The sequence below is a fragment of the Gulosibacter sediminis genome (genome assembly GCF_030011715.1).
Taxonomy (GTDB): domain Bacteria; phylum Actinomycetota; class Actinomycetes; order Actinomycetales; family Microbacteriaceae; genus Gulosibacter; species Gulosibacter sediminis.
Genome location: NZ_JASCYH010000038.1, coordinates 1 through 25,367 on the forward strand (window position 1 = coordinate 1; position 25,367 = coordinate 25,367).

Annotated in this window: 26 protein-coding genes, 1 tRNA gene and 2 pseudogenes; 10 read left to right on the top strand and 19 right to left on the bottom strand. The window is 65.9% G+C overall.

What is annotated here, in order from left to right:
• Positions 1-364: 364 nt before the first annotated feature.
• From QM019_RS10615 to QM019_RS10655, 10 genes and pseudogenes are all read right to left on the bottom strand, one after another.
• Positions 365-682 carry a hypothetical protein gene (locus tag QM019_RS10615; protein ID WP_282852963.1) on the bottom strand — a complete coding sequence of 106 codons (318 nt, stop codon included), beginning with the start codon at positions 680-682 and terminating at the stop codon, positions 365-367.
• A 349-nt stretch (positions 683-1,031) separates the two neighbouring features.
• Positions 1,032-1,850, bottom strand: a complete 819-nt coding sequence (locus QM019_RS10620) for an AAA family ATPase (protein ID WP_282852965.1) — start codon at positions 1,848-1,850, stop codon at positions 1,032-1,034.
• Positions 1,847-2,788 carry a Mu transposase C-terminal domain-containing protein gene (locus QM019_RS10625; RefSeq protein ID WP_428831966.1) on the bottom strand — a complete coding sequence of 314 codons (942 nt, stop codon included), beginning with the start codon at positions 2,786-2,788 and terminating at the stop codon, positions 1,847-1,849. Before QM019_RS10625 ends, QM019_RS10620 begins: the two co-directional genes overlap by 4 nt.
• Before the next feature lie 370 nt (positions 2,789-3,158).
• Positions 3,159-3,245: pseudogene (locus QM019_RS12940) on the bottom strand (hypothetical protein); the annotation flags it as partial.
• Positions 3,246-3,252: 7 nt separating this feature from the next.
• Positions 3,253-3,711 (bottom strand): annotated as a pseudogene (locus QM019_RS10630) (recombinase family protein); the annotation flags it as partial.
• Between the two features lie 144 nt (positions 3,712-3,855).
• Positions 3,856-5,349, bottom strand: a complete 1,494-nt coding sequence (locus tag QM019_RS10635) for a multicopper oxidase family protein (RefSeq protein ID WP_282852968.1) — start codon at positions 5,347-5,349, stop codon at positions 3,856-3,858.
• A complete protein-coding gene (locus QM019_RS10640; protein ID WP_091971640.1) occupies positions 5,346-5,612 on the bottom strand; it encodes an SHOCT domain-containing protein in 267 nt (88 codons plus the stop codon). The genes QM019_RS10635 and QM019_RS10640 overlap by 4 nt, the downstream gene beginning before the upstream one ends.
• Positions 5,613-5,921: 309 nt before the next feature.
• Positions 5,922-7,277, bottom strand: coding sequence for an MBL fold metallo-hydrolase (locus QM019_RS10645; RefSeq protein WP_062862453.1), 1,356 nt, complete (start codon positions 7,275-7,277; stop codon positions 5,922-5,924).
• 53 nt (positions 7,278-7,330) lie between these two features.
• Positions 7,331-7,750, bottom strand: coding sequence for a DUF302 domain-containing protein (locus tag QM019_RS10650; protein ID WP_062862454.1), 420 nt, complete (start codon positions 7,748-7,750; stop codon positions 7,331-7,333).
• Positions 7,751-7,813: 63 nt separating this feature from the next.
• Positions 7,814-8,071, bottom strand: coding sequence for a metal-sensitive transcriptional regulator (locus QM019_RS10655; RefSeq protein ID WP_062862455.1), 258 nt, complete (start codon positions 8,069-8,071; stop codon positions 7,814-7,816).
• A gap of 124 nt (positions 8,072-8,195) precedes the next feature.
• Here QM019_RS10655 and QM019_RS10660 point away from each other — a divergent pair, with 124 nt between their 5' ends.
• The 4 genes from QM019_RS10660 (at position 8,196) to QM019_RS10675 (ending at position 11,390) form a co-directional block, all read left to right on the top strand.
• Entirely contained in the window at positions 8,196-9,575 is a 1,380-nt protein-coding gene (locus QM019_RS10660; RefSeq protein WP_062862456.1) for an MBL fold metallo-hydrolase, read from the top strand.
• A gap of 40 nt (positions 9,576-9,615) precedes the next feature.
• Complete coding sequence (locus tag QM019_RS10665) at positions 9,616-9,918, top strand: rhodanese-like domain-containing protein (protein ID WP_119296827.1); 303 nt, start codon at positions 9,616-9,618, stop codon at positions 9,916-9,918.
• 117 nt (positions 9,919-10,035) lie between these two features.
• A complete protein-coding gene (locus QM019_RS10670; RefSeq protein WP_282852970.1) occupies positions 10,036-10,620 on the top strand; it encodes a rhodanese-like domain-containing protein in 585 nt (194 codons plus the stop codon).
• Positions 10,617-11,390 (top strand): sulfite exporter TauE/SafE family protein, encoded by a 774-nt coding sequence (locus QM019_RS10675; RefSeq protein ID WP_345961030.1) that lies wholly within the window; start codon positions 10,617-10,619, stop codon positions 11,388-11,390. Before QM019_RS10670 ends, QM019_RS10675 begins: the two co-directional genes overlap by 4 nt.
• Positions 11,391-11,618: 228 nt before the next feature.
• Here the strand turns inward: QM019_RS10675 and QM019_RS10680 are convergent, their stop codons facing one another.
• The 4 genes from QM019_RS10680 to QM019_RS10695 all read right to left on the bottom strand — a co-directional run bounded on the left by QM019_RS10680 (position 11,619) and on the right by QM019_RS10695 (position 16,106).
• Entirely contained in the window at positions 11,619-12,242 is a 624-nt protein-coding gene (locus QM019_RS10680) for a recombinase family protein (protein WP_119296828.1), read from the bottom strand.
• A gap of 125 nt (positions 12,243-12,367) precedes the next feature.
• On the bottom strand, positions 12,368-13,522 hold the full coding sequence (locus tag QM019_RS10685; RefSeq protein ID WP_188950326.1) for a TniQ family protein: 1,155 nt from the start codon (positions 13,520-13,522) through the stop codon (positions 12,368-12,370).
• The gene (locus QM019_RS10690; protein ID WP_166826448.1) at positions 13,519-14,436 is read right to left on the bottom strand and encodes a TniB family NTP-binding protein; all 918 of its coding nucleotides are present in this window, start codon (positions 14,434-14,436) and stop codon (positions 13,519-13,521) included. Before QM019_RS10690 ends, QM019_RS10685 begins: the two co-directional genes overlap by 4 nt.
• Positions 14,430-16,106 carry a Mu transposase C-terminal domain-containing protein gene (locus tag QM019_RS10695; RefSeq protein ID WP_129701449.1) on the bottom strand — a complete coding sequence of 559 codons (1,677 nt, stop codon included), beginning with the start codon at positions 16,104-16,106 and terminating at the stop codon, positions 14,430-14,432. Before QM019_RS10695 ends, QM019_RS10690 begins: the two co-directional genes overlap by 7 nt.
• A gap of 249 nt (positions 16,107-16,355) precedes the next feature.
• On the opposite strand from QM019_RS10695, the gene cmtR reads away from it, so the two are divergent.
• Positions 16,356-16,715 (top strand): Cd(II)/Pb(II)-sensing metalloregulatory transcriptional regulator CmtR, encoded by a 360-nt coding sequence (gene cmtR / locus QM019_RS10700; RefSeq protein ID WP_282852971.1) that lies wholly within the window; start codon positions 16,356-16,358, stop codon positions 16,713-16,715.
• Positions 16,712-17,314, top strand: a complete 603-nt coding sequence (locus tag QM019_RS10705; protein WP_282852972.1) for a cadmium resistance transporter — start codon at positions 16,712-16,714, stop codon at positions 17,312-17,314. The genes cmtR and QM019_RS10705 overlap by 4 nt, the downstream gene beginning before the upstream one ends.
• A gap of 1,164 nt (positions 17,315-18,478) precedes the next feature.
• On the opposite strand, the gene QM019_RS10710 is transcribed toward QM019_RS10705, so the two are convergent.
• Positions 18,479-19,105 (bottom strand): DNA-directed RNA polymerase subunit beta, encoded by a 627-nt coding sequence (locus QM019_RS10710; RefSeq protein WP_193128151.1) that lies wholly within the window; start codon positions 19,103-19,105, stop codon positions 18,479-18,481.
• A 136-nt stretch (positions 19,106-19,241) separates the two neighbouring features.
• On the opposite strand from QM019_RS10710, the gene QM019_RS10715 reads away from it, so the two are divergent.
• Together QM019_RS10715 and QM019_RS10720 are read left to right on the top strand one after the other, a co-directional pair.
• Positions 19,242-20,060, top strand: a complete 819-nt coding sequence (locus QM019_RS10715; RefSeq protein ID WP_282852973.1) for a hypothetical protein — start codon at positions 19,242-19,244, stop codon at positions 20,058-20,060.
• A gap of 17 nt (positions 20,061-20,077) precedes the next feature.
• Positions 20,078-20,150, top strand: a tRNA-Lys gene (locus QM019_RS10720).
• Positions 20,151-20,460: 310 nt separating this feature from the next.
• On the opposite strand, the gene QM019_RS10725 is transcribed toward QM019_RS10720, so the two are convergent.
• The 4 genes from QM019_RS10725 to QM019_RS10740 form a co-directional block, all read right to left on the bottom strand.
• On the bottom strand, positions 20,461-20,910 hold the full coding sequence (locus tag QM019_RS10725; protein WP_282852974.1) for a hypothetical protein: 450 nt from the start codon (positions 20,908-20,910) through the stop codon (positions 20,461-20,463).
• Positions 20,911-21,023: 113 nt separating this feature from the next.
• Positions 21,024-22,046 carry a zinc-dependent alcohol dehydrogenase family protein gene (locus QM019_RS10730; protein ID WP_193128148.1) on the bottom strand — a complete coding sequence of 341 codons (1,023 nt, stop codon included), beginning with the start codon at positions 22,044-22,046 and terminating at the stop codon, positions 21,024-21,026.
• A 179-nt stretch (positions 22,047-22,225) separates the two neighbouring features.
• Positions 22,226-22,540 (bottom strand): transcriptional regulator, encoded by a 315-nt coding sequence (locus QM019_RS10735; RefSeq protein ID WP_282852976.1) that lies wholly within the window; start codon positions 22,538-22,540, stop codon positions 22,226-22,228.
• Positions 22,530-22,991 (bottom strand): hypothetical protein, encoded by a 462-nt coding sequence (locus QM019_RS10740; RefSeq protein ID WP_282852977.1) that lies wholly within the window; start codon positions 22,989-22,991, stop codon positions 22,530-22,532. Before QM019_RS10740 ends, QM019_RS10735 begins: the two co-directional genes overlap by 11 nt.
• Before the next feature lie 141 nt (positions 22,992-23,132).
• On the opposite strand from QM019_RS10740, the gene QM019_RS10745 reads away from it, so the two are divergent.
• Entirely contained in the window at positions 23,133-23,999 is an 867-nt protein-coding gene (locus tag QM019_RS10745) for an NUDIX domain-containing protein (RefSeq protein WP_282852978.1), read from the top strand.
• 58 nt (positions 24,000-24,057) lie between these two features.
• Complete coding sequence (locus tag QM019_RS10750; protein ID WP_282852979.1) at positions 24,058-25,257, top strand: galactokinase; 1,200 nt, start codon at positions 24,058-24,060, stop codon at positions 25,255-25,257.
• Positions 25,258-25,367 lie beyond the last annotated feature (110 nt).

The window sequence follows — 25,367 nt, forward strand, 5'->3', positions numbered from 1 at the left end:
GGCCCCGGCCGCTGGGGCTATGGCGCGCAGCCTGGGGGTTGGCGGGCGCCCCACTCCGGGGGGGCGCCCGCGTCGTTTCCGGGGCGTGCGCGGCGTGGCCGCGCGGGCGCCCGCACTCCCCCGCCCGCGGCATCCCGCCCCCGCACATCCCGGGCCCGCGCTCTCGCCCGGCCCCGCACATCCCTCCCCTGCCATCAGGGTGTCCCCAAAATCCCACTTTCAAGCCGAAAAATGGGACATCGGCGACACTCTGTCTCAGCCGCCTCAGGCACGCGCTCGCGACCCAGAGCAGAGTGTCCCCGGCATCCCACTTTCGCGCTCAGAAATGGGACATCGGCGACACTTTGGGCAAGCAGCCGGGAAGCTAGGGAGCAAGAGGCATGGCGGATGCGGCGCGCGGGTTCGAGCGCCGGGCCAGCAGCGCGCGGAGGTCGGCGATGAGGGATCCGTCTTCACCCATGGCGGTCACGGTGACGCGGACGTACTCGTAGCCGAGTGCCCGCAGTCGCCGCTCTCGCTCGAGATCGCGCCGAAACGTCTTGTCGTCGGTGCGGTGCACATCACCTTCGTACTCGATGGCGATCTTTGCCTCGCGGTAAAGCAGATCAACCTCGGCCGACCAGTCCCCCTCGTGCGACTGCACGATGCCGTTCACCTCGGGCTCGGGGGGTCCGGATCGCACGAGCAGGAGGCGTAGTCGTGTCTCCATGGGCGAAGCGACGCGACGGCGCGCTAATGCGAGGGCATCCCTCGCAGTACCGATCCCGGGAATCGGACCCACTTCTTGCAGTCGCGCCTCGAGTGACCTCATCGTGGTTGCGGGGCGCTGATGCAACCTGATACCCGGATAGTGGGATTTGTTCGTCAGCAACGCATCGAGCATCACCACGGCATCCTCGACGGTGAGATTACGGCAGCAACTGAGGAATGTCTCGACGGGCCGCAGCACTGGGAGTCGTCGAAACGTGCGGACCTGAAACTGTGACTTCGTCTGCTGAATGGCGGGGTTCTTCGGTCGCTTCGTGGCGGGGTCAGGTGACACCGATGACCAGGGTGCTCTGTGCGGCTTCGATGACGTCGTTGGTGATGGTGTCGAGTTCGTTGATCTTCAGGACCCGCTGGATCTGGGGGAAGAGGCGTTCGAGGAGCCGGAAGTTGCCGCGGGTGATCCGTGCGATGGCTGCGATGGCTTGGGCGTCGGTGAAGTCGTCGGGGTCGAGGGTCTTGCCGAGGGATCGCCAGTGTCGCTCGAGGACGAACAGCAGTTCGTCTTGTCCCAGGGGCCGGTACTGGTGGGCGAAGCCGACTCGGCTGTAGAACTGGGGGTAGTGGCTGAACTGCTTCTCCAGGCCGGGCATGCCGATCAGGATCAGGGCGATGTCGTCGCGGTCGTAGCGATCGCGCAGCAGTTCCAGCGCGGCGGGACGCAGTCGTTCGGCTTCGTCGACGATGATCAGCTCCACGTAGTTCCTGCCGTGTCGCCATCCCCAGGCCTCGGGAGTGTCCGTGCCGGGAGGTACGAGGTGCTGCCCGATGCACATGTTGGTGCGGGTGATGGCTTGGGTCAGCTCGTCCTTCAGGGTCCGCGGGGTGGTCAGCGCGCTGGGGGTGTAGAGCACGGTGCGGCTCCGGTTCAAGGCGGCGTAGATCTTGGCGTCGTTGTCGGAGCGCGGCCCCCAGTAGGTCAGCAGGTCATGAGCCTTCTCGTAGTGTGCGTAGCGGCGCGCGGAGAGTGTCTTTCCCACGCCGGCTGATCCGAAGCACAAACCGATGGTGTGCCCGCGGCGCACGGCGTCGGCGAACTCGGTGAAGCGGCGGTGCTCCTTGGTGACGATGAAGCGCTGGCTCACCTGAGGTCCTCCTTGTAGATCTTCAACGCCGACCTCGGCGCCGGAGCCGGTGCTTCGGTGATCCGTGGTGTCTCGGTAGGTGCGGCCACGAGGGCGATGCGTTCGTTGATGCCGGCTCGCAGCGCCCGGCGGCGGGCGTTGCGCGCGGCCTGGATCTCCTTGAGGCTGACCTTCTGGTCGTGGTGCTCTTGGTTGACGGCCTTGCAGACGAATTCGTCGTGATCGAAGACGCGGATCTCGGTGATGTCGCGGGGGTCGTAGCGGATCACGACCGAGCGTCCGACGTAGCCTGCCAGAGTTGGCGAGACGTAGCGCATGCCCTGGAAGCGGATGCCATCGCGGCGCACGACGCGGGTCTTGGCGACGGTCAACAGCAGTCCGTCGAGGTCTTCCAGGCTCTCGGGCATTCGGGGCAGCCAGCCATCGGCGATCCACGCGCTGCGCGGGGAGGTTCCGAGCTCGCTGTGCGTGCGGTCGTTGTAGGTGGCCACGAACGCCTCCAGGGCGCTATCGAGGGCGGCCAGGGACAGTTTCGGTGTCGGCCAGGGGTGCCCTTCGGTGATGTGTCCGGGCAGGGTGGCGAGTAGCTCGGTGTTGATGGTGCCGAAGAACCGCTCGATCTTGCCCCGTCCCTGGGGTCGGGCGACGGTGGAGTGGATCAGTCGGATGTGGAGGTCGACGGCGGTGTGGGCGAGCTGGTCACTGGTGAAGTCGCTGCCGTGGTCGACGTAGAGCACGTCGGGCAGGCCGCACATCGGCCAGGCCGGGTCGGTCTTGTGCCAGATCGCTTGGCGTAGCGCCAGGGCGGTGTTCATCGCCGACGGTGCGCCCAGGAAGACTGTGTAGCCGCAGACCGCCCGGGAGCAGTCGTCGAGGATCGTTGTCAGCCATGGCCGTGCAGGCTTGCCGTCGGTGCCCACCACCAGGATGTCGAGCATGGTGTGATCGGATTGCCACATCGCGTTGGGCAGCTCTGCTTGCCGGCGTAGCACCAGCTCGTGCTTGTCGCGGTAGGACGCTGCGCCCCCCCAGGGCGAGGGTGACCATGCCGGGATCCAGGGTCCGCACGATGTCCCACACCACCGAGTAGGAGGGGACCGGCCACCTCCGGGCGGCGCAGATGCCCGTGACTTTGCGATGGATCGTGGCGATGGCCGGCCGCGGCTTGCTCAGTGCCAGGCCCTCGATCAGGTCGACGAGGTCGGGCGGAAGGCGGCGGGAGCCGGCGTCCGCCCGTGAGGCTGTCTCCAGTCCGGCGTAGCCGTCGGCGCGGTAGCGGGCGTGCCAGCGCTCCAGGGTCCGCAGCCCTACATCGGTCTCGCGAGCTAAGCGCGCGAGGGGCACCTGGTCCTCGACGTGGAGCCTGAGGATTCGCCACCGCGCTCGAGCGTCCACGACGCACCTACTGCAAGGCGTTCTCGCGCCCGCGCTCGGCGCGCTGAAGGGCGCGGTAGACCGTGGAGCGGCCCACGCTGAACAGCTCGGCCAGCTCGCCCACGGTGTGCTCGTCGGCGGCATGTAGCTGGACGAGGTGAGCTTCTTGCCGGGGGGTGAGTTTCGGTGACTTCCCGCGCAGCCGGCCCTTGGCCTTGGCGACCTTCATCCCCTCGCGGGTGCGGGCACGGATGAGGTCGGCTTCGAATTCGGCGACCATCGCCAGCACGTTGAACAACAGTTTCCCCATCGGGTCGGTCGGGTCGTACACCGATCCGGCGATGCTCAGCTTCACTTCCCGCGCCGCGAGGTCGTCGGCGATCTGGTGGGCATCACGGACTGAACGCGCCAGCCGATCGAGCTTGGTGACCACGAATGTATCGCCGTCCCGACATGTCATTTTCAGAAGTCGGCTGCACGGAATGTCCGAAGTCGGCTGCACTATCTGCTGGAGGCCGCGCTCTGATCGACGACCCTGCTGATCTTGTTCTTCGGCGCTTCCCTCATTTTTTCGCCTGGCGGCGCAGGGCACGGAGCACTGTGTCGCCACGGTCGTCACCGCACGTCGCGGTCAGCGGGCTTCTACGGTGCCCATCATGCCCTGGTCCTCGTGGTCGAGGATGTGGCAGTGGTAGACGGTCTTCCCGGGAAAGTCCTCGAAGGCGATGAGGACTTTTACCTGGCTGCGGGCCGGGACGTTCACTACGTCCTGCCACCTCGGTTCGGAGAGGTCGCGGTTTCCGTCCTGGACGATCTGCATGGGCCATACGTGCAGGTGGATGGGGTGGTCCATGGGACTGGAGTTTTTCAGGGTCCACTCCTCCACGGTCCCGGCCGCCACGGGGGTGTCGACCCGGTCGGGGCCGAACTCCTGGCCGTTGATGGTGAAGGCCATCATCGTGGTGTCCCCCTCACCGCCCCCACTGCCCATCATGGCCCCGCCGCCCATGCCCATGGCGAAGTCCAGGGTGCGGCGGGCGGTGATCGGCTCCCCGCGCAGATCTCGCAGGCCCGGTCCTTCAGGCACAGGTGGAGGTTTTTGGACGGGTGCTCCGGACACTGTCAGAGTGAGCAGCTCGACCGGCTCGCCGCTACCGGTCTCGTTGTCACCCATCATGGTCCCGCCCATCATGGCGTCCATGCCGCCGCGGTCCACCGGTGCGGCGACCAGCGTGGAGGAGCCCTCGGTCGTTTCCACGAGCATCTCGATGCGGTTGCCGGGGGCCAGCACCACTTCGGTGATGTCCTCGGGGGTCGGCAGGCGGCCGAGGTCGCGGCTGAGCACCCGCACCTGCTGGCCCTCCAACCGCAGTCGGAGGTACCGGGAGGGGCAGGCGTTCACGATTCGCCACCGTTCCCGCTCCCCGGGCGCGGCGTTCAGTTGCGGGCGGACCGCTCCGTTGACCAGCACGACCTCACCTTCCCGGCCCATCATCTGTTGCATCTGACTCACCTCGGCGAGGTTGCCCGAAGCATCCAGGGTCAGATCCGAGACCACCATGACCCGCTCCCGGGTGACCGGGACCGGCTCGGTGTCCTCAACGATGATGGCCCCGTAGAGTCCAGCGGCGACCTGATCGGCCACGTGGCCGTGGCGGTGCGGGTGGTACCAGTAGGTGCCCGGCGGATGGTCGGCGGGCAAGGCGAACTCATAGTTGAAGGACCCATCGGGTGCGATACTCACGAACGGGTTATCGCCGTTGCCTTCCGGGGAAACGTGCATCCCGTGCACGTGCAGGTTCGTCGGCGCCTCCAGACGGTTGGTCATCGCAACCCGCACTGTATCTCCGGGTGCCACGCGCAGAGTCGGGCCGGGAAGGGAGCCGTTGAAAGCCTTCACGGATGCCTGCCGTCCGCCGACCTGGATGCGTGTCTGGGCGGCGGTCAGGTCCAGTTCCAGCACGCCTTCGCGGCTGGCCAGCACCTGCGGTTCGATCAGGTCCTCACCACCGGTGTACCCGCGGCCGCCGGTGGCGGTCCACCACAGCCCGGTCCCGCCGACGACGGTGGCACCGGCCCCTGCCGCGCCAAGCGCCAGCAGCTGCCGGCGGGTCAGCGGGCTCACCGGCCGTCATCTTCGAGGGTCTGCAACCGTTCGCGGTACTCCTCGGCGCTCAACTCGCCGCGGGCGTAGCGCTCCTGGAGGATCTCCCGCCCCCGGCCAGGATCCGCGCCGGGGGCACGACCGTGATCGGGTGCGCCGGTGTTCGAGGATCTGCCGGAGAGGGTCGTTACCAGCACGACCACCAGCACGATTACCCCGGCGAGCACCAGCAGCCCGAAGACCCACATCAATCCCATACCACCCATACCGCCGCCGTTCATCATGATCGTGCTCCTTCTCTCTGGTCGTGCATGGTCAGATCTTCAGTCCTATGTGTCTCTTGCCGGTATGTGTCAACCCAGTTTTGACCTCTCAAGCCTTGGGCAGCGGGCATTTCCTGCTCACCACCACCGGGATGGACCGTGTGCTGCAGGGGCCCCGCCGATGGAGACGGCGGCGATCCCAGCTTCGGTGGCTTCTTCGATCGCGGTCGCTAACCGGGCTGGGCCTGTCCGAAGCGCAGCAGCAGCGAATCGGGCACGGAACAGCAGAGCCTGGTGAGCCAGCGCGAAGGCTGTCGCTGTGAGGAGCGGTTACGATTCGGCCATGGGCAGGCCGACACTTTCGGCCTCGTTGAACATGGCGTCGATGTGGACCACGTCTTTGCCGGCGCGCTGCAGCAGGCTCGCGGCGATGCCGGAACGGTAGCCGGAGGCGCAGTGCACCCACAGCCGCTGTGGCGGGACGTCGCCCATCCGGGACGGCAGGTCATGGACGGGGATGTTGACGGCCCCTCGAATGTGGGAGGTTTCGAACTCGTCGGTGCGCCGCACGTCAAGAATGACTTCGTCACCGGTGCTGCCGCGGGGAACCTCATCCCAGCCAACCCGGGGATACTTGGCGGTTGGCACTCCATGGGCCCATTCGGCCGGGCCGCCGCCGGTGGCAGTATCGGGGGAATCGATGCCGATCCGGGACAGGTCCCGGATCGCGTTCTCCACATCTTCGTGCGTACCGAGCAGTGTCAGTTTGTCGTTCCAGGGCAGCACCCAGCCCAAATATCCGGTGAAGCTGGACCCGTCGCCATATTCGAAACTGACGGACCCATCCAGATGGTTGCTGGCGAAAGCGACCCGGTTGCGCAGGTCGATGACCCATTCGCCGTCGTTGAGGCGGCGGCCGAGTTCGCCGGCGTCGACCGACTCTGGCACTGTCAGGTCCGCGGGACCGGGGCCTTCAATGTTCAGGGGGCTCATGTGTGCGTAGTAGGCAGGGTAAGCGCTGAGGTTGGCGATCAATTCCGAAACGAAGTGGTCCTCGTCCGGATCTGTCAGAGCATGGTTGTCCCGGGCCTGCTCGCCGATAGTGGACGAATCAACCTGGGCGGCAGGTCCGCTGGAGCAGAAGGAACCGAACCCATGGGTGGGATACAGCGGGGCGTCCTGGACGGCTTCGGCAACGAGCCGCCGCGCCGAGGCGTACTGGTTCCGGGTGAGGGTCTCGGTGTCATCGTCGCTGACCAGGTCGGTGCGCCCAACGGAGCCATACAGCAGACTCCCTCCGGAGAAAACCGCCTGCCCTTGACCATCGCTGACGATATAGGACAGGTGGGTGTGGGTGTGCCCGGGCGTGGCCACCGCCTTGACGGATAGATCGCCGACCTGGAAGACCTCCCCGTCGGCAACCGGGGTCCGTTCGTAGTCGACGGGGTCGGCGGCGTTGACCAGATACTCTGCCCCGTGAGCCTTGGCGAGCATCAGCCCGCCGGTGAGGTAGTCGTTGTGGATGTGGGTTTCGGCAACGTGGGTGATTTTCACCCCCGCATTCCGGACGGCGGCTTCGAGCCGGTCGGTATCGCGCTGCGGGTCGATCACCAGTGCACTCGTGCCGTCGTGGACCAGGTAGCTGCGGTCGCCCAGTTGCGGGGTGTCGATCGTGATGACGTCCATGGGATGCTCCTTCACTATGGGCACTGTTCACGCTGATGGAATAGGTGGGGTTCCTACGCTCCGGCGGCGGCCGGCAATTGAGCTAATGCGGCGCGCAGCCGGGTATCGGCATCGTCGGCCACTTCGCGGACAGCATCGGTGTCGCTGAGCTCGACCATGGTTTGCGGGTCAATGGCTTGGACCACCGTGGTGCCGGCTGATGGGCCGCGGCGCACGACGACGTTGCACGGCAGCAGCGCCCCCAGATCCGGCTCGGCGGTGAGGCCGCGCTGGGCCAGGCCGGGGTTGCAGGCACCCAGGATGACGTAATCGCCGAGCGCCTCTGCGGCCTCAGCGCCCAGCTTGCTCTCGAAGGTGGAGCGGACGTCGATTTCCGACAGGACGCCGAACCCCTGTTCAGAGAGGGCCTCCTTGGTCCGTTCCACGGCGTCGGTGTAGGAAAGGTCGACGGTGATCGTGTGGGTGTAGCTCATCTGCTGCTCCTTGCTGGTTGTACCTGCAGTGCTGCTTGACGATTCGTGCGGGCGGGGGTGCTGTTAGGCGAGGGAGAGGAACAGTTTTTCCAAGTCCTTCTTATCGATACTGGGGTCCTCCTGGCTCATGCACTGCTGAAGCCCGCTGGCGATGATGGCAAATCCAGCCTTATCCAGCGCCCGCGATACGGCGGCAAGCTGAGTCACCACATCCTTGCAGTCACTGCCGTTTTCGAGCATCCGTGTGACGGCACCAAGTTGTCCCTGTGCACGCTTGAGCCGGTTCACGACCGGGCCCAGATCTGTGGTGTCGAGTTGCATTGTTCCTCCATAGTCTTTCGTGCTTGCCTTCAATTGTATACCCCCAGGGGCTTATTGCATACCCCCTAGGGTATGTGTAAGACTGGCTTCATTCCCACCAACGACAATCCTTTGGAGGACGATAATGATCGTGAATCAGTACTACCTCGGCTGCCTGTCCCATGGCTCCTACCTGATCGGCGATGAGAGAAGCGGTCAGGCGGTCGTCGTCGATCCGCGGCGCGACATTGGCGAGTACCTCGCCGACGCGGCGGCGAACAACCTGACGATCACCGGGGTGATCAATACCCACTTCCACGCCGACTTCGTCGCCGGCCACCTTGAACTCGCCCAGGCCACCGGCGCATGGATCGGCTACGGCCGCCGAGCAGAAACCGAATACGAGATCCGCACCTTCAGCCACGGCGATAAGGTCTCCCTCGGTGAGGTCGAACTCGAGATCCTGGAGACTCCCGGGCACACCTGGGAGTCGATCAGCGTACTGGTACGCGAACAGTCCGGTGCGAGCCCGGATGCGGTACTCACCGGCGATGCATTGTTCATCGGCGATGTCGGCCGCCCCGACCTGGCTGCCGCCGTCGGCGCCGACCCGGACGAGCTGGCACGTGCCCTTTACGCATCGATCCATGATGTGCTGATGAAGCTTCCCGACGACGTGCGTGTGCTGCCGGCCCACGGCGCCGGTTCCGCATGCGGCAAAAACCTTTCGGATGAACTCGAGTCCACTATCGGTGCGCAGCGGATGATGAACCTCTCCGTCCAGCCGATGGGTGAAGACGAATTCGTTGCCATGATCCGCAGTGGACAGCCGGCCATCCCGGAGTACTTTGCCGTCGATGCCGTACTGAACCGTCAGGACCGCCCCTTGATCGGCGCCGCCAGTGACCTCCGTGCACTGTCCGTACGGGACCTGCAGGATGCCGCCGCCCGCGGCGCTCGGATCCTCGACACCCGCTCACCGGAGGACTTCGCCGAAGGCCACCTCGCCGGATCTCTCAACGTCGGACTCGACGGACGCTTCGCCGAGACGGCCGGCATGGTCATCGGATCAGATGAGGAGATCGTCCTTATCACCCACGCGTCACGTGAAGAAGAGGCCGCGATGCGGCTGGGCCGGATCGGCTTCGACCGGGTGGCCGGTTACCTCAACGAACCGGCACGCGCCTTCACCGAACTCGGCGACATTGTCCAGCGGGGAGAACGCGTCGACGTCGAAACCTTCGACACAGAACGCCAAAACGAAGGGGCCACGGTTCTCGATGTCCGCAATCCCGGTGAAATCGAAGACGGCGCGGTGCCCGGTTCCGTGCGGATTCCGTTGGCAGAACTGGCGCAGCGCCACAACGAAGTCCCCGCGGACCGGCCCGTCCTCGTACACTGCGCCGGCGGGTGGCGCTCCAGCGTCGGCGCCAGCACCCTGCGAGCCCTCGGCCACACCAACGTTAAGGATCTGACCGGTGGCTACAGCGCCTGGACAGCCACTCACGAACCATCCAACGCCTAAGAACACCGGGCAGCACCATCACCGGAAAGGAAATACCGCCATGTCCGAAATCACCACCGCAGAGGCCAATGCACGCCGCAATACTGCGACCATCCTGGACGTACGTGAAGAGGCTGAAACCGCCGAAGGCATGATCCCCGGCGCAGTGCACATCCCGCTCGGCCAACTGGCATCCCGTCTTGGAGAACTCGATGCGGGCCGGCCGGTCATCACCGTCTGCGCCAGCGGAAACCGAAGCGCCCACGCGGCCGTGGACCTGCTGGTCGCAGGTTTCCGCGCAGACACGATGGCCGGCGGCATGACCGCCTGGGAAACCGAAGGTCGACCCACCCACAAGCCCTAAAAAGGCGCATCCACCCATCCCGGCGGTCCGCCGCCGGTCCTTGCCGGCGGCGGGGACACCTTAAGCACAAAGGAAAGTCTGACTACTTCAACACAACCTAAACCCACGATCGATACCGTGGGCGCGGCAACGCTGCAGTCCTGGATCGACACCGACGATGACCTGATCGTGTTGGACGTGCGCAGCGGAGCCGAATTCGAAACGGTGCATATCCGCGGCTCATACAACGTGCCGCTGCCGCTGCTCTCCGAACACGCCGATGAGCTCGCAGGGCGGCTCGGCCGACGCACCGTACTGGTCTGCCAATCCGGCACGCGTGCCGAACAGGCACGGCAGCGCCTCAACGGCGCCGGCGTGGAAGCCGCCCATGTATTGACCGGAGGCATTCCCGCCTACGCGGCCGCCGGCGGCGACGTCGTCCACGGCACCCAACGCTGGGACCTCGAACGCCAGGTCCGCCTGGTCGCCGGCTCCCTCGTCGTGACCGGGCTCGCCGGCGGCAAGTTCCTCTCACCGAAATTCCGCATGCTCGCCGGGGCCATCGGCACCGGACTGACCTTCTCCGCCGCGACCAACACCTGCGCCATGGGCAAAGCACTGGCCGCAATGCCCTGGAACCGCGCGGCTCGGGAGCCAACCCGCGAAGCAGTCATCCTGCAACTGCCCTCCCGGGGACCGGCACCGCAGACCCAGGCTTCATGATCGCCGCCGCCCTGGCCCTGGGACTGCTCGTCGGAGCGGTCCTGGGCCTGGTCGGGGCCGGCGGTTCCATCATTGCCGTTCCCGCGCTTGTCTACGGCGTGGGAATGAGCACCCACGACGCCATCCCCACCTCACTACTCGTCGTCGGACTCTCCTCCATAGCCGCCGTCATCCCCCGTATCCGCACCGGTATCAGCTGGCGTATCGCACTGCCGGTTGGGGCCGCCGGCATTCCAGCGGCATGGGGCGGAGCCGCCGCCGGCCGGCTCCTGAACGAAGAGGTGCTCCTTCTCGCCTTCGCCGCCATCATGGTGGCCGCCGGGGCCCGGATGCTCCCCAAGACTCCAGAGATAACCGGACACTGTGGCTCCGATCAGGGATCCTTCCTGCGATCGTGCTTACCCAAGGCAGCCGCCGTCGGACTTGGGATCGGTTTTCTCACCGGACTGCTCGGCGTCGGCGGTGGCTTTCTCATCGTTCCGGCACTGACGCTGTTCCTCGGTCTGTCGATGTCGCAGGCCGTCGGAACATCACTGGTCATCATCACCATCAACGCAGCAGCAGGATTCAGTGCCCACGCCACCGGCTTCACCATCGACTGGGTCCCAACACTGGCCTTCGCAATTCCCGCCATCGCCGGCTCGCTCGCCGCGAGCCGCCTGTCACACAAACTCAACAGCAAACACGTTCGCACCGCCTTCGCCATCCTCGTGTTCGCCGTCGCCGCCATCGTGGCGGTGAGCACCATTATCGGCATCATCGGCGGCTGACGATTCGCCGCTCCTTTCGTTCCACCGCGCTCAGCGACTGTCCCAGTGCCGTAACCGCCACCGGGGTTGATCGATGCACCAACCGCATCTGCAACTAGTAAGCAAACCTGGCACTGGATTTCAAGCAACTGGGTGCGGTGTCGGACCTGCAAGCGGTAGAGAGACACCTGCCTGTGAAGGGGACCCTCCGTGCCGCTGGGCGCCGGCCCATACAGTCGTACTCAATATTCACTGCGCCCGGCTTCGGGAGAGCAATTTAGCGCCGTCAGGCCTTAGTTCTCCAGTGGGCGAGACGTGCCGGTACAGCGTCTGCCGGGTGATGCCGAGTTCTTTGCAGAGATCACCAACCTTGGTGTCGGGCTGACCCATGGACGCTTTCGCCAGGCGGACTTTGGCGGACGTCATTTTGTAGGGCCGGCCGCCTTTTCTGCCCCGGGCGCGGGCCGATGCCAAGCCGGCCATGGTTCGTTCGGAGATGAGTTCGCGTTCGAATTCGGCCAGGGCGGCGAAGATCCCGAAGACCAGTTTGCCGGAGGCGGTGGTGGTGTCGATCGCTGCACCCTGACCGGTGAGGACTTTGAGCCCGATGCCGCGCTCGGTGAGGTCGTGGACGATGTTGACCAGATGGCGCAGGTCCCGACCGAGCCGGTCCAGCTTCCACACCATTAGAGTGTCCCCGTCCCGCAGGGACCGAAGGCAAGAGACCAGCTCGGGGCGGTCCTCTTTCTTGCCGGAGGCCTTGTCTTCATACAGCTGCGCAGGCTCGATGCCGGCGGCAAGGAGCGCGTCGCGCTGCAGGTCAGTGGCTTGGGAGCCGTCGGCTTTGGAAACGCGCATGTAGCCGACCAGCATCAGGTTTCTCCTCCATCATTTATACGTTCGTTTACGTGACATGAGAACCGAAGTATCGCCGCCACATAAAATTTGTCACTTTACCCGTTACTTATTCTATGTCGTGCAGACCCCGCTAAAAGCAGTTAATGTGACAGAAATTCGAGAGGGATGCCAAGTTCGGCGAAATCGTTCCGAACTCGGTGGACGTGCTCGTCGTCGTCGCTGCGGTAGAGCGTCATGAGATTGAATAGCTGGCGTGCGCTGTCCGGGTTCTGCTTGGCATCCTCGACGGCGTCGTGCAGGGCTTCGTTAAGGGATTTCGGGCATCCTGTTGTTACCAGTGGCTTGCCAGGATCAAGAGAGGTGTCGGGTTCCGGGAGGAACAATGCGGCATCGCGGCCCAGACCCGTCAGGTGACCGTTCTCGAGCACGCGCATTGCGATGGCTGCGGCTTCGAGGGTCCGCGTCTGCCTCTGCAGGGTCTGCGCTTCAAAGGGCCGCCACATCGCTTGACCGGCTCGCACGGGATATCCCGCGCGCTGCCACACCTCGCGCGTCAGCCGCTGCGCGGCACCGCACTCGCTCATGGTTGCACCAAGCTCATCGACCACAGTGCGCAGCAGCCGGAACCACGTGCCGGCGTGGATGCGATGCCGTGGAAGGTCGACTACTCCGGCTGTCAGGGCTTGCCACGTCCGGTCGTCCATGCGCCGGATCGCCAGCGAGGCTCTCTGCGGTTCGGGGGCGCTCGATGGGTCGCGCCATGCGTAGTAATGGCCGGGCGGACCGTCGTGGTGCTCAAGCCAGCAGTGGTGGACGGGGCAGGAGAGCATCAGTGGCAGCGACCACACCACGAGGTAGGGGTGAGGAGACGTGGAATCTCGCACACATTGTGGGCAGGTTCGGTGGTGTCGGACAGCGGCGGTCGGGACCCATGCTCGCCACGAGCTCACCGTCCGGCGACGACGGTTCCTCTCGGGCAAGAGAACGGTCAATTGCCGGATGTAGGTGCTGAACGCGTCGGGGCCAGGCTCGACGTCGTCCAAGAGCCACGGGGTGTACCCGCTGATGCTCATGCCGTGAATCCGATCGGAGCTGACTCCGGTTTGGATCGCTAGTTGCTCGATCAACCCCTCCGGTGGGGCCAGGTCGAGATCCGTATCGCGGTCGAGGGAGTAGCCGATATCGAATGCAAGATCATCGACGGTGATCCCATACCCGTCGGCGATCCGGTGCAGCCATGAGGTGAGGGCTTCACCCGGAATCGGCCGCGGATGGATCGGCCAGCGGGCGGTCACATCAGCTCGCGTTCAAACAATCGCCGCCGCTCTGTGGGGCCAACGTAGTCGGCCATCGTCAGCGTCCGGTGGTTGATCGTCTCAGCGCCGGACTCGACGGCCGCGACCGCGGCCGCGGTCAGCAGGTGCGCAAGCTCACCGATCGTTCCTTCACTGCGGGCGAGCAAGTACTGCGTCATGTCGTCGGTCTCGATGCGGGAGGGCCGCCGCAATGGGAAGGCCGCCGCGAAGCTGGCCAACAGCGACCGGGCGTCCTCGCCTGCCTTCCAGACAGGCAGCACGAACGGCTCGAACCGATTCTCCAGTTGGTCGTCCGAGCGTATCGCCAGGTATGCCTCACGGGTGCCGACTCCCACGAGCGGGATGCGCAGCTCGTTGCCAAGGAATCGCAAGAGGTTCAAGAACTCTCGACGGACGTCACCACGTCCAGCAAGCACATTGTGCAGCTCATCGATCACCAGCATCTGCACACCGACCTCGCGCAGTAGGGAGAGTGCGAGGCGCTCGAGCTCGATCACACGAGGGCGCGGCCGTAGCGGCGCGCCGAGGGCTGCGAGGATTGCTGTATAGAACCGCAACGGGGACGGCTCCGAGGGCATCTGAACGCACAGCACCGGGATGTGTTCCCGATCCAACTCAGTCGTGGGCAGGTGCTGTCGACGGAATCTCTCGATGATCATGGACTTGCCGTTATTCGTCGGCCCCACCAGCAGCAGGTTGGGCATGCGTTGCTTCCGTGGCCACCCGAGCAGCGTTTCCAACCGCCCGACAGCCTCGACGGCTTTCGGGTAGCCGATCCAGCGGTCGGCTCGAATCCTGTGGACCCGCTCGGCAGCTGGCAGCCGCGCCGTCGACTGTGCAGATGGATGCAGATGCGACAGATCCGGTGGCTGGTCCTCGTCGACTGTCACCATTGTTCAATCTCCTCGAAGCGGGCCGCAGGCCGCATCGCGCCCGGTTCCGGCGCAGTCGCCGGCGGAGCCGGTGTCGGCGCGGGAGACGCCTTTCTCGTGGTTCCCGCGTGATTACGGCGTTCAGCTTCCCGGCGGGTCCGCTTGGTGGTCTTCTCGGCGGTCTCAGAGATGTGACGCATCTGTTCGATCATCCGAAACAACGCGACCTCGTCGACTTCGGCGGCACCGCGTTCACGCAGTCGTGCCAGCGCCTGCCGGTGCTCCCACACGCTGACAGCAGGATTCGACAACGTCCGATAGGGCACCTCTAGGTATTCCTCGCCCTCAGGGTCCAGCACCCATATTCGGCTGATGTCGCGCGGGTCTCGGCGGATGATGAACTGTTCGAGACTCTCGCGACGCGCGATCCAGGGCTTGAGCACGTTGGCGAAATAACGCACGTGATCGATGACGAATCCGGTACGCGTCAGCTTCCGCCGGATCACCGGCAGGAAATCCACCAAGAACGCTGTCGGATTCGCCGTGACCACAGGAGAGCCGTCCGCGAGGACACCCTCAGCCCAGCGCCCAGCCGGAGTCAGGCCCAGCGTGCTGTGGACGGTGCCGTGGTACGCAGCCACTGCCAGGCTCAGCCACTTCTCCAGTTCGGCAAGAGTCAGTGCAGCCATTTTCTCGGAGTCATACCGGCCACGCTCACCTGGGTCCGAGAACGTCGTGCCTGGCAGCTCGTGGATCTCGCGCATTGCCGTGCCGATGACGCGTTCTACGATCCCGCCGTAATGCGGCTGGCCCAGCGGCCGGTAGTCCAGTGCGATGCCGTGCTGCTCACACCCACGGGTGAGTGCCTCGCTCTTGAACTCGGCGGCGTTATCGACGAACAACGCCTTCGGCTTCCCGCTCATCGGCCAGTCTGCTTCGATCCCGAGTCGTTCCAGCCGGGGCCGTTTATCACCGGTTGCGTGAGCTAGGCATAAGCCCACAGACACCGCCGAGGGCGGCTCCAAAGTCACGACCATGCCCACGAGACAGCGACTGCACACATCGATCGCCAACGTCAGATATGGGCGGCCGACAGGCTTCCGTTCCCGCTCATCGACGACGATCAGATCAATGACGGTGTGATCGATCTGTACCTGGTCCAAGATGGACCCGATCGCTGGGACGTCATCACCGGCCGACTGCAAGGGCCGCACACTGTCGGGCCCTTCTCGTCGCCGACCGACTGCTATCGGATTCATCCGTGCGATTCGCGTCTCGACCGTGTTCCGCGCCGGCACCGGCAACCCCCGCACAGCACAGACTCGGGCGATCTCGCGGTGCAGCGAAGCGATGCTTCGCTTCTGTCGCGTCAAGTACCGTGTGCGGACAAGCTCGCGAATGACCTGCTCGACCGGCTCCGACAGCCGATTACCACCCCTGCCACCGTCGGACCGTCGGCTGGCGAGATCGGTCACCAGACCAGAGCCCTGACGGTAGCGTTCCAACAGCACGTACACCTGTCGGCGAGAGATTCCCAGCTCGACGGCGGCTTCATCGGCAGCAGCCACCCCAACATGGTCACGCTCGGCGAGATTGCCGATCACTTCAGCACGCAACCGAGTTTGCTCCCACTGAGCATCCGACATCGTTAAATGCCCCGGCGACGGGATCCCGTATGGTTCTTCGTCCATCCCTGCCTCTCCTTTGAGAACAGGACTATTGAGCAAAAACGACTTTAGTGCACACGACTACTGAACGGCCAGCGTTCAACAGCCGACTGCACAACCCCCGAGAACACGGGGCCGGATGTGCAGGCGACTTCGGAAAATGACACCTCTCGATAAGTAGCGGTGGTGTCCGGTGAGGGTTCCCCTTACGGGCATGCGATCTGGGCTGACGCCTGTGGCCGAGTGTTCAGTGCGCGCTGTATAGTTCAGTCCATGCTGACTATTGCTTCGCGTCTCGACGTGATGAACCGCCTGGGTCGTGCACTGGCCGACCCCACTCGATCCCGGATCATCTTGACCCTGCTCGACCATCCCGCTTACCCGGCGGAACTGGCCCGAGATCTGGACCTGACACGCCCGAACGTGTCCAACCACCTGGCATGCCTGCGCGATTGCGGGATCGTCGTCTCCGAGCCCGAGGGTCGTCGGACACGATATGAGATCGCCGATTCGCACCTGGCGCAGGCGCTGACGGCACTGGTCGATGCCACCCTGGCAGTGGACGAAGACGCCCCGTGCATCGATCCCGCCTGCTCGCTTCCCGGATGCGACCCAGCTGGGGAGGGCGCATGATCCTCACCTCGGTCTTGCAGGCGATGGGCCTGTTCGCAGCGACCAACATCGACGACATCATCGTGCTCTCCCTCTTCTTCGCGCGAGGGGCAGGCCAGCGCGGCACTACCGCCCGCATTCTGGCCGGCCAGTACCTCGGATTCGCCGGCATCCTCGGTGCCGCGGTCCTGGTGACCATCGGTGCCGGAGCATTCCTACCCTCGGCAGCCATCCCGTACTTCGGTCTCATCCCTCTGGGCCTCGGCCTCTGGGCCGCATGGCAGGCCTGGCGCGGAGACGATGACGACGATGACGACGAGGTCAAGGTTGCCGGCAAGAAGGTCGGCGTGTGGACAGTCGCAGGCGTCACCCTTGCCAACGGCGGCGACAACATCGGCGTCTACACCCCTGTCTTCCTCAGCGTGGAACCTCTCGCAGTAGTCGCCTACTGCATCGTCTTCCTCGCGCTCGTCGCGGTCCTGGTGGCCCTGGCAAAGTTCGTCGCCACCCGCCCCCCGATCGCCGAAGTGCTCGAACGCTGGGAGTACATCCTCTTCCCCATCGTTCTCATCGGCCTCGGCATCGTGATCCTCGTCAGCGGCGGAGCCTTCGGACTCTGACGTAGCGGCAGCGATCCAAACGGCCCCGACCGGGCGCACCCCTCTCGGTTCAGACCGCGACACCTACCTGCAGCCAGTCCTGCGTGATCGCGGCAACAAGACCGCCACGGAGCGCTGCAAAAACCCCGCCACCAAGCGAACGAAGCCACACTGAAACATCGGCTTGCTGAGCCTGCGGCCGACGATTCCTGCGCCCCGCGGCTTGGACCGGCCGCGCGCCGCGGCAACATAAATTGGCTGCGGTGATGTCGTTGGCGCTGGCGCCGGCACGGGTTGTGTCGACGCCGAGGCAGCCTCGGTCGGTGGCGGTGGTTTCGGGCTGTCGGGATGCGGCAGTCCGTAGATTCGCGCGGCGCTCTCGCCGCAGAATGCAGCACCCGCGGGGATGCGCGCGGCGTAGGCGCGTAGGTCTGCGAGCGGGTGGTTCGTGGTCGCCTTGGCAACGCGGACGCCACGGCGGGGTGCCGCGAGACCGCGCCGGCGAAGCTGCGCCCGCGTCATACCCGCGGCCTTTCCGGCGGCGACAGTAAACGGGGCGTGCAAAAGCTCGTGCGGAATGTCTGGGGAGGTCACGCGGGCAAGCTACCCCGCGCGACCCGTCTCATGGTGTGCCTGTCCACAGGTGCCTGTGACGGCCCACCTTGGTGTCGCCGAGATCCCACTTCTGCGCGCAAGAGTGGGACATTAGGGACACTTTGTGGCGACGCACCGAGGAGTGGGGCGCACCTCACTTTGGCGCCGCAACATAGTGTCCCCGAGATCCCACTTCTGCGCCGAAAAGTGGGATTCCGGGGACACTTTGTGGCGGGGCGGAACGCCCCAGAGACGAAAAGTGCCGGACCGCAGAACGCCTCTCGGCGGAAGGCCGCTCGAAGCGGCAGAAATTGGAGCCCGGGGTTACTGCGGCCCGGCGTCGTCAATTCTACGACCCGAGACAGAGCACGCAAGGCGTGTTCGCCCCTCGCGAGCATGCGGGCGCGTCGCGTTGCGCTCGCGCCGGCACGATGCCGAACGAGCAGCCTGGGCCAGGCGACCGACCGCCCTCAGCGCACCTGCGCGCGGCCCTGCCCCGCGCATCCGTCGCCAGCCGATGCCCACCGCCTTGACCAAACCCGCGAGCTGCCGCAACCACGCGTCCAACGACGCGTAGCCGGGCCCACCCCGCTAGTCGAGGGCGCCGACGCGCCAGAGTTTCGCGCTCGACGCGAGGTCGCGCGCGAAATCGAGGTAGCGCGCGCCCCGGCGCAGCGCGGCGGATGCGCGGGGCGGGTTCGCGTGCTCGTCCGACTCGGCGACGGCGGCGGCGCCCTGCGACATGACGGCGCAGAAGGCGGCGGCGCGGTCGAGCGCATCCGCGAAGTCGCCCGTGAATGCGCCGCGCAGAATCGTCTCGATGAGCGACTGCAGTTCAGCGGGGCCGGTCGGCTCGACGGCGCCCGCAACGACGTGGTTGATCGACACGTCGATCTCGGCGCCGCGGCGATAGAGATAGCTCGCGTTCGCCGCATCCTGCGTCACGGCGGCGTGCACGAGGTAGAGCCGCCAGAGCGATCCGGGCAGGCTCTGCGCCGCGGCCGGCGCCCACAGCTGCACGAGGTCATCGAGGCCGTTGTGGTTCGCGTAGCGCACGGTGCGTTCGACCACATCCGGGTCTTCGCTCTCGTGCACGCGGTTGAGCAGCGCGTGCGCCGTGTCGTGCGCTACACGGTTTACGGCCGCGGGATCGGGAGCTCCCTCGAACACGTCAAACGCCTCGATGGGCATCCGCACCGGTCGATGAAAGCGTTCCACAGCATCTCCCTCCGGCCCGACGATCGCCGGGCAACGCCCCCAATTCTCTCGCGTTCCGCGCCGTGATGCGAGGGGATGCGCGCTCGGCGAACCACGTTCGGCCCGGCGCAGGCGCCCCGCAAGTATTCTTGTGGTCATGGCACTTCGTCCTTCCTCCCCCGCATCCGCCTCGACGGAACCCGCCGCGTCGACCCACGACAAGGCAACGTTGAACGACTCGACGAGTCAGCGCGTGCAGCCGGGAACCCCGGAGAAGCGCTGGTCGGCGTGGATTTGCGCCGCACTCATCGTGATCTCGATGTTCCTGCCGTGGTGGCTCACCACCTACCCGATCCGCAACGACGCCGACACCCTCAACGGCTGGCAGCTACTCGGCTTAGGCCTTGGCTTCGGTGACTGGGCGAGCCAGACCGGACTCTCCGCCTTCGGTAACGTGCTCTGGGGCGTCGTGCCGACCGCATCCAGCCTGATTCTCGCGCTGCTGCTTGTCGTGCGCGCGACGCGTCCGCGCGCCCTGCCCGCCACGAACATCGCGCTCTGGGCGATCTTCTCGCTGCTGTGCCAGCTCTGGCTCGTCGTGCTCGGCTGGGTGCGCCTCGAGACGACCTTCGGCGAGTTCCCGACCCTGTGGGGCATGCTCCCGGCGACCATGGCCGCCGTCTTCACCGCCGTCACCCTCTACAACTGGTGGCGCCGCGGCGAGCGAGGCCTGTGGCCGTCGCGCAAGCGTCGCCTCGGCCCACCGCTCGAGGCCGACGACGGCATGGACGAGCTGCTCGACCTCAGCGACGAGCCGGATGCGCGGGTCGCGTCGGAGGCGTCCGGACTGACGGATGTGCGGGCCGAGCAGGGTCGCGCGGCAGCGCCCGGCGAAGCCAGCCCAGCCGAAGCCGCGGATGCGTCGGACGCGGCGGCGAACAACGACCTCACCGATGGCGGTTCGACGCGCGCGTAGCCGCTAGACTTGCGGGCGGGCCTATAGCTCAGTTGGCAGAGCAGTGGACTTTTAATCCATGGGTCGCGGGTTCGAGCCCCGCTGGGCCCACCGCCATCGCTTCACGGGAATGCCCAACATCAGTCGGTGTTGGGCATTCCCGCTCTCCGTGAACGGTCCCTGGACGCGCGAGCTCGCCAGCCCACAGTCACGACCTCGTCGTTTCATGGGCGGCGATTCGTGCCCACCGAATCTCCCAGCTCCCGACGTTCAGAAAAGTTGACGTACGTCTGGTCGGGATCCGGAGAGCTCCGCGCCCGCGTCGACGGCGTAGAACTCGCCGAAGCGCCCCTCGGGCGTCAGCAGCGACACTGAAGGCCAGGCGACGAGCCGCTGATCCGCATCCGTTTGGCCGGTCGAGCTACCGCAACCGGTCGAGCATGAACCCAACGAGCTCGTTGAACCCCTCGCCCGAGCGAATCGTCGAGCGCTCAATGTGGCGGGGCGAGCGGTTGCCCGAGAAGTGCAGCGTCACCGAACTGGCGACTCCGCCGCGGGCGCCGACGTGGCTGTTCAGCCCGATCGATTCGACCGCACCCCAACGCACGATCTCAATGGGCGATGGCGCGTCGATGGTGAGGTCGCGGTCGGCAAAGACGAGAAAGTCGTTCGTCGCGAAGGTCGCCGAGAACACGACCGAGTCGAACCGCTTTGTGCCCGACTCCGTCAGCGTCGCGGTCGCGCGAAAGCTCCGCGAACCGATCGCCAGCAGGACGCCGGCGAGCGTGTCCTGATACCGGTGCGATTCGTCGGTGCGCGACGACACCGGCAAGCTGATCCCGAGCCATTCGTGCAGCTCCGCGATATCCAATTTTCTGCCTCCATCACCTCGAAACGTGACCTGCCGCCACGACAAACGAGGCGGCAGGTCACGCACTGCTGAGGGTTAGAGGAACGTCAGTGCAGGAAAGTTCCTGAGATGACCTACAACGTCAGCATGACTTTGGTCGCGCGGCGCTCGTCCATGGCACGGTAGGCCTCGGCCGCCTCCTCGAGCGGCAGCGTGAGGTCGAACACCACACCGGGGTCGATCTCATCGCGCATGATGCGGTCGATGAGGTCGGGCAGGAATCGGCGCACCGGCGCGGGGCCGCCAAGCAGACCGACCGATGCGAAGAAGAGCTCCTGGCCCTCAAGCTGCACATCGTGCGACACCCCGACGAAACCGACGCGGCCACCGGCGCGCGTCGCGTGAATCGCCTGCTGCATCGACTCTTGCGTGCCCACGGCTTCGATCGTCGCGTGTGCGCCGTAGCCGCCGGTGAGCTCCTTCACCTTCGCGACGCCGGCCTCGCCGCGCTCCTCGACGATGTCGGTCGCGCCGAATTGACGCGCGAGCGCCTGCCGGTCGGCGTGGCGCGACATCGCGATGATGCGCTCGGCGCCAAGCTGCTTCGCCGCGAGCACGCCGAGCAGGCCGACCGCGCCGTCGCCGACGACGGCGACGGTCTTGCCCGGACCCGCCTCGGCCGCGACGGCCGCGTACCAACCCGTCCCAAGCACATCCGACGCCGCGAGCAGGCTGCGCAGCTGGGCCTCGGTCGGCTCGCCGGGCACCTTTACGAGCGTGCCGTCGGCGAGCGGGATGCGCGCGAACTCGGCCTGGGTGCCGATGCCGCCCATCATCACCTGGTGGATACAGCGCGACTGGAACCCCGCCTCGCAGATCTCGCAGGTGTTGTCGGATGCGACAAATGAGCCGACCACGAAGTCACCGACCGCGACCTCCCGCACCTCGTCACCGACCTGCTCGACCACGCCGATGTACTCGTGGCCCATCGGCGACGGTCCATTCACCGGCTGCGCGCCTCGGTACGGCCAAAGGTCAGAGCCACACACACAGGTCGCGGTCACGCGAATGACGGCGTCGGTCGGCGCCTCGATCGTCGGCTTGGCGACTTCATCAACCCGAACGTCGCCGGGCGCGTACATCATCACTGCTCGCATTTTTGCTCCTTCGATAGAGAGTCGCATCGCTGGTAGAAAACCGCGGCTCCGCCACAAGACCACGTCAGTGGTCGAGATCGGTGGCTTCACTAGGAAACCGCATCGCTGTTGGAAAAGCGCAGAGAAGTGAGAAAACCGCGGCAGGGATCCTCACCCGGCGCCGAGCTCGCCGCGCGCTGCTAGCTCGGCAGCTCGGCGCCGGCGACCAGCTCACGCAGCGCGGCGACGTGCTCGTCGAAGGTCTTTGCGCCGAGCTGCGTGATGCGCACCGAGGTGCGACGGCGGCGGTCGCGCTCGCTCGTCGCGAGCTTGCTCGTCGTGACGTACTGCAGCTCGGCGAGCGTCTTGATCGTCTTCGAGAGGTTCGCATCGGAGAGATCGAGCGCTTCCTGCACCGCCGTGAACTCGGCGCCCTCGAGCGGCCGCAGCAGGCTCAGGATGCGCAGCCGGTTCGGCGCGTGGATTTCGTCGTGGAACACGGGATTAACGGACACTGTTGTACTCCGCAATCGAGACGCGGTCGTAGATCGGCCCGCCGACGCAGAACACGACGATGGCGGCGAGCATCGGGGCGAAGACCCAGAGGCTGAGTCCCTCGCCCCCGAGCGCTCCTGCCACCACCATGCACATGATCAGCAGCGCCATCATGACGATCAGCACCGTCCAGCTACGGGGGCCGTACGGCTTCGTGCTGGACACACCGGTGCGCTTTCGATAAATGAAGATGAGCGAGACGCTGATCGCGAGGCTCACGGCGAGTACGACAAGGTTCCAGCCGCCCGCGTGAATCAGTGCGGGCGCGGCCACGACGAGGGCGGCCGCAATCGAGAGCACGGGGTAGTACCAGCGGGGCGTCTTCATGCGCTCGCTGAAGGAAGCACGATCGGAGTCGATCTGCTGCAGGGCATCGGCGGCCGAAAAGTTCTCTTCGTTATGCGGGGCCATGTTGCTTTCCATGTGGTTAAACGAATCACATTCCACACGGTTAAGTCAATTGACTTTCCTGGGCGTTAAGTGAGTGCCGAGCGCATGACCCCGCGAGTCACCCGCCACGCCGAGCCCAGAGCATCCTCGTAGACTGCCCGGGTGAGTAATTCCGGCGACGGATGGGCGGAGGGCCCCGACGGCACCCGAATGTGGGGGCTGTTTGGCGCGGCCGGACTCGTCGCGCACGATCCCGACCGGGGCATCCTGCTGCAACACCGCGCACCCTGGAGCCACTACGGCGATACCTGGGGCATCCCCGGCGGCGCACGGAATCTCGACGAGACGCCGGTGCGGGCGGCGCTGCGAGAGTCGTTCGAAGAGGCGGCGGTGCCGCAGGATGCGGTGTGCCCGCGCTTCACCTACGTGCGCGACCTCGGCTTCTGGAAGTACACGACCGTCATCGCGCGGGTGACGACGCCGTTCGAGGCGCACATGAACGACAACGAGTCGCACCAGCTCGCCTGGGTGGCCGTCAACGAGCTCGAGCGGCTCCGCCTGCATCCCGGCTTTGCCCTCGCCTGGCCGACGCTGCGACCGCTGCTGGATGCGCGGGTCGAGATCATCGTCGACGTCGCGAACGTCATGGGCTCGCGGCCCGACGGCTGGTGGAAGGATCGCGCCGGTGGGGCCCGGCGCGTCGTTGCGGAGATCTCCCCCATCGCCGCGGACGGCTGCCCTGCGTCGCTGTTCGGGCTCGACGTTGCGACCGCCTGGCCGCGCGTCACGTTCGTTGTCGAGGGTGCGGCCCGACCCGTGTCCGAGGCCTGCGCATCCGAGCCCGGGGTGCGCATCCGCGCCGCCGCCGGCTCGGGCGATGACGAGGTCGTGGCCGCAATTGAGCCGGGTATGACGACGCTCGTGGTGACGAGCGACCGCGAGCTGCGGGCCCGCGCCGAGGCGCTCGGAGCCCGCACCATCGGCGCCGGCGCATTCAGGTCTGCGATGGGGTTCAGCAAATCGTCGTAGAGTCGAGATGCCGACCTTTTGCTCGCGCATGCCCTGACCGCGTACCCCGGGAAGACTGATGATTCGAGACACGAGCCGACTCGTTGCCGAACAATTCGCCGCCGCGTACGGGGCACAGCCCGAGGGCGTCTGGTCGGCACCTGGCCGCGTGAGCATCATGGGCGACCACACCGACATCGAGGACGGGCTCACGCTCGCACATGCGACTGAACAGCGCTCGGCGGTCGCGATGTCGCGACGCGATGATTCGGTCGTGCGGGTGCGCACCGACCTCGCCGGCGACGTCATCGAGACGACGCTCGAGCAGCTCGTGCCGCCGGCCGAACACAACTGGTTCGACTATCCGCTCGGTACGATCTGGGCGGGGCTCGAGCACATTCAAATGTTCAACTCCGAGCTCATCGACGGCGACGAAGATGCGGCGCTCGAGCCGACTGGACTCGACCTCTTTATTACGACCGACCTGCCGATCGGCGGCGGCCTCGCTTCGAGCGCGTCGATCTGCGGTGCGATCTCACTCGCGATCAACGCACTGTGGGGGTTTGAGCTCGACGTGCAGCGGCTCGCGCGGCTCGGCTACCGCGTCGAGAACAACTATGTCGGCGCCTCAGCTGGCCCCGCCGACCACGTCGTCTGCCTGAGCGCCGAGGCGAACAAGGACGTCTTCTTCGACGCGCGCGGCAACGACGTGACGCTGCTCGATGCCCCGCCACTCGCCGAGCTCGGCCTCGCGCAACTGCTCGTGCACTCGGGCGAGAACCACCGCAACTGGGAGGGCATCGTCGCCGACCGCCACGATGCCTGCGATCGGGTCGCGCGGGCGCTCGGCTGCCAGTTTCTGCGCGAGGTGAAGTTCGAGGACTTTGAGGCCGCGACGAACCTCGACCCCGTCGACCGTAAGCGCGCAGCGTACGTGCTCACCGAGATCCAGCGCGTCCTCGACATCACGCGGGTGCTGCGCACCGACGGCGTCGCCCACACCGGGCCGATCCTCAACGCCTCGCAGCAGTCGCTGCGAGAAGACTTCGAGGCGTCGACGCGGCGCATCGACCTCATCACCGAGCTCGCGCTCGCGAACGGCGCGCTCGGTGCGCGGATGACCGGCTCGGGCTTCGGTGGCACGGTGTTCGTGCTGATCCCACTCGACCGCGTCGACGAGTTCCGCAACAACCTCAACGAGGCCTACGCCGAGTTCGGCTGGAACGGCCTCGAGGTCGTCACGACTTCCTCGGCCGACGGCCCCCGCCGCGACCTCTAGCCCCGGTCGCCTTCCTCGCGGCACACCCTAACTCCGCCAACGCCGCTGCGCCGTCAGCGCAGTTGAGTGGTCGGTTTTTGTAGTTTTGGCGTTGCCAAAACTACAAAAAC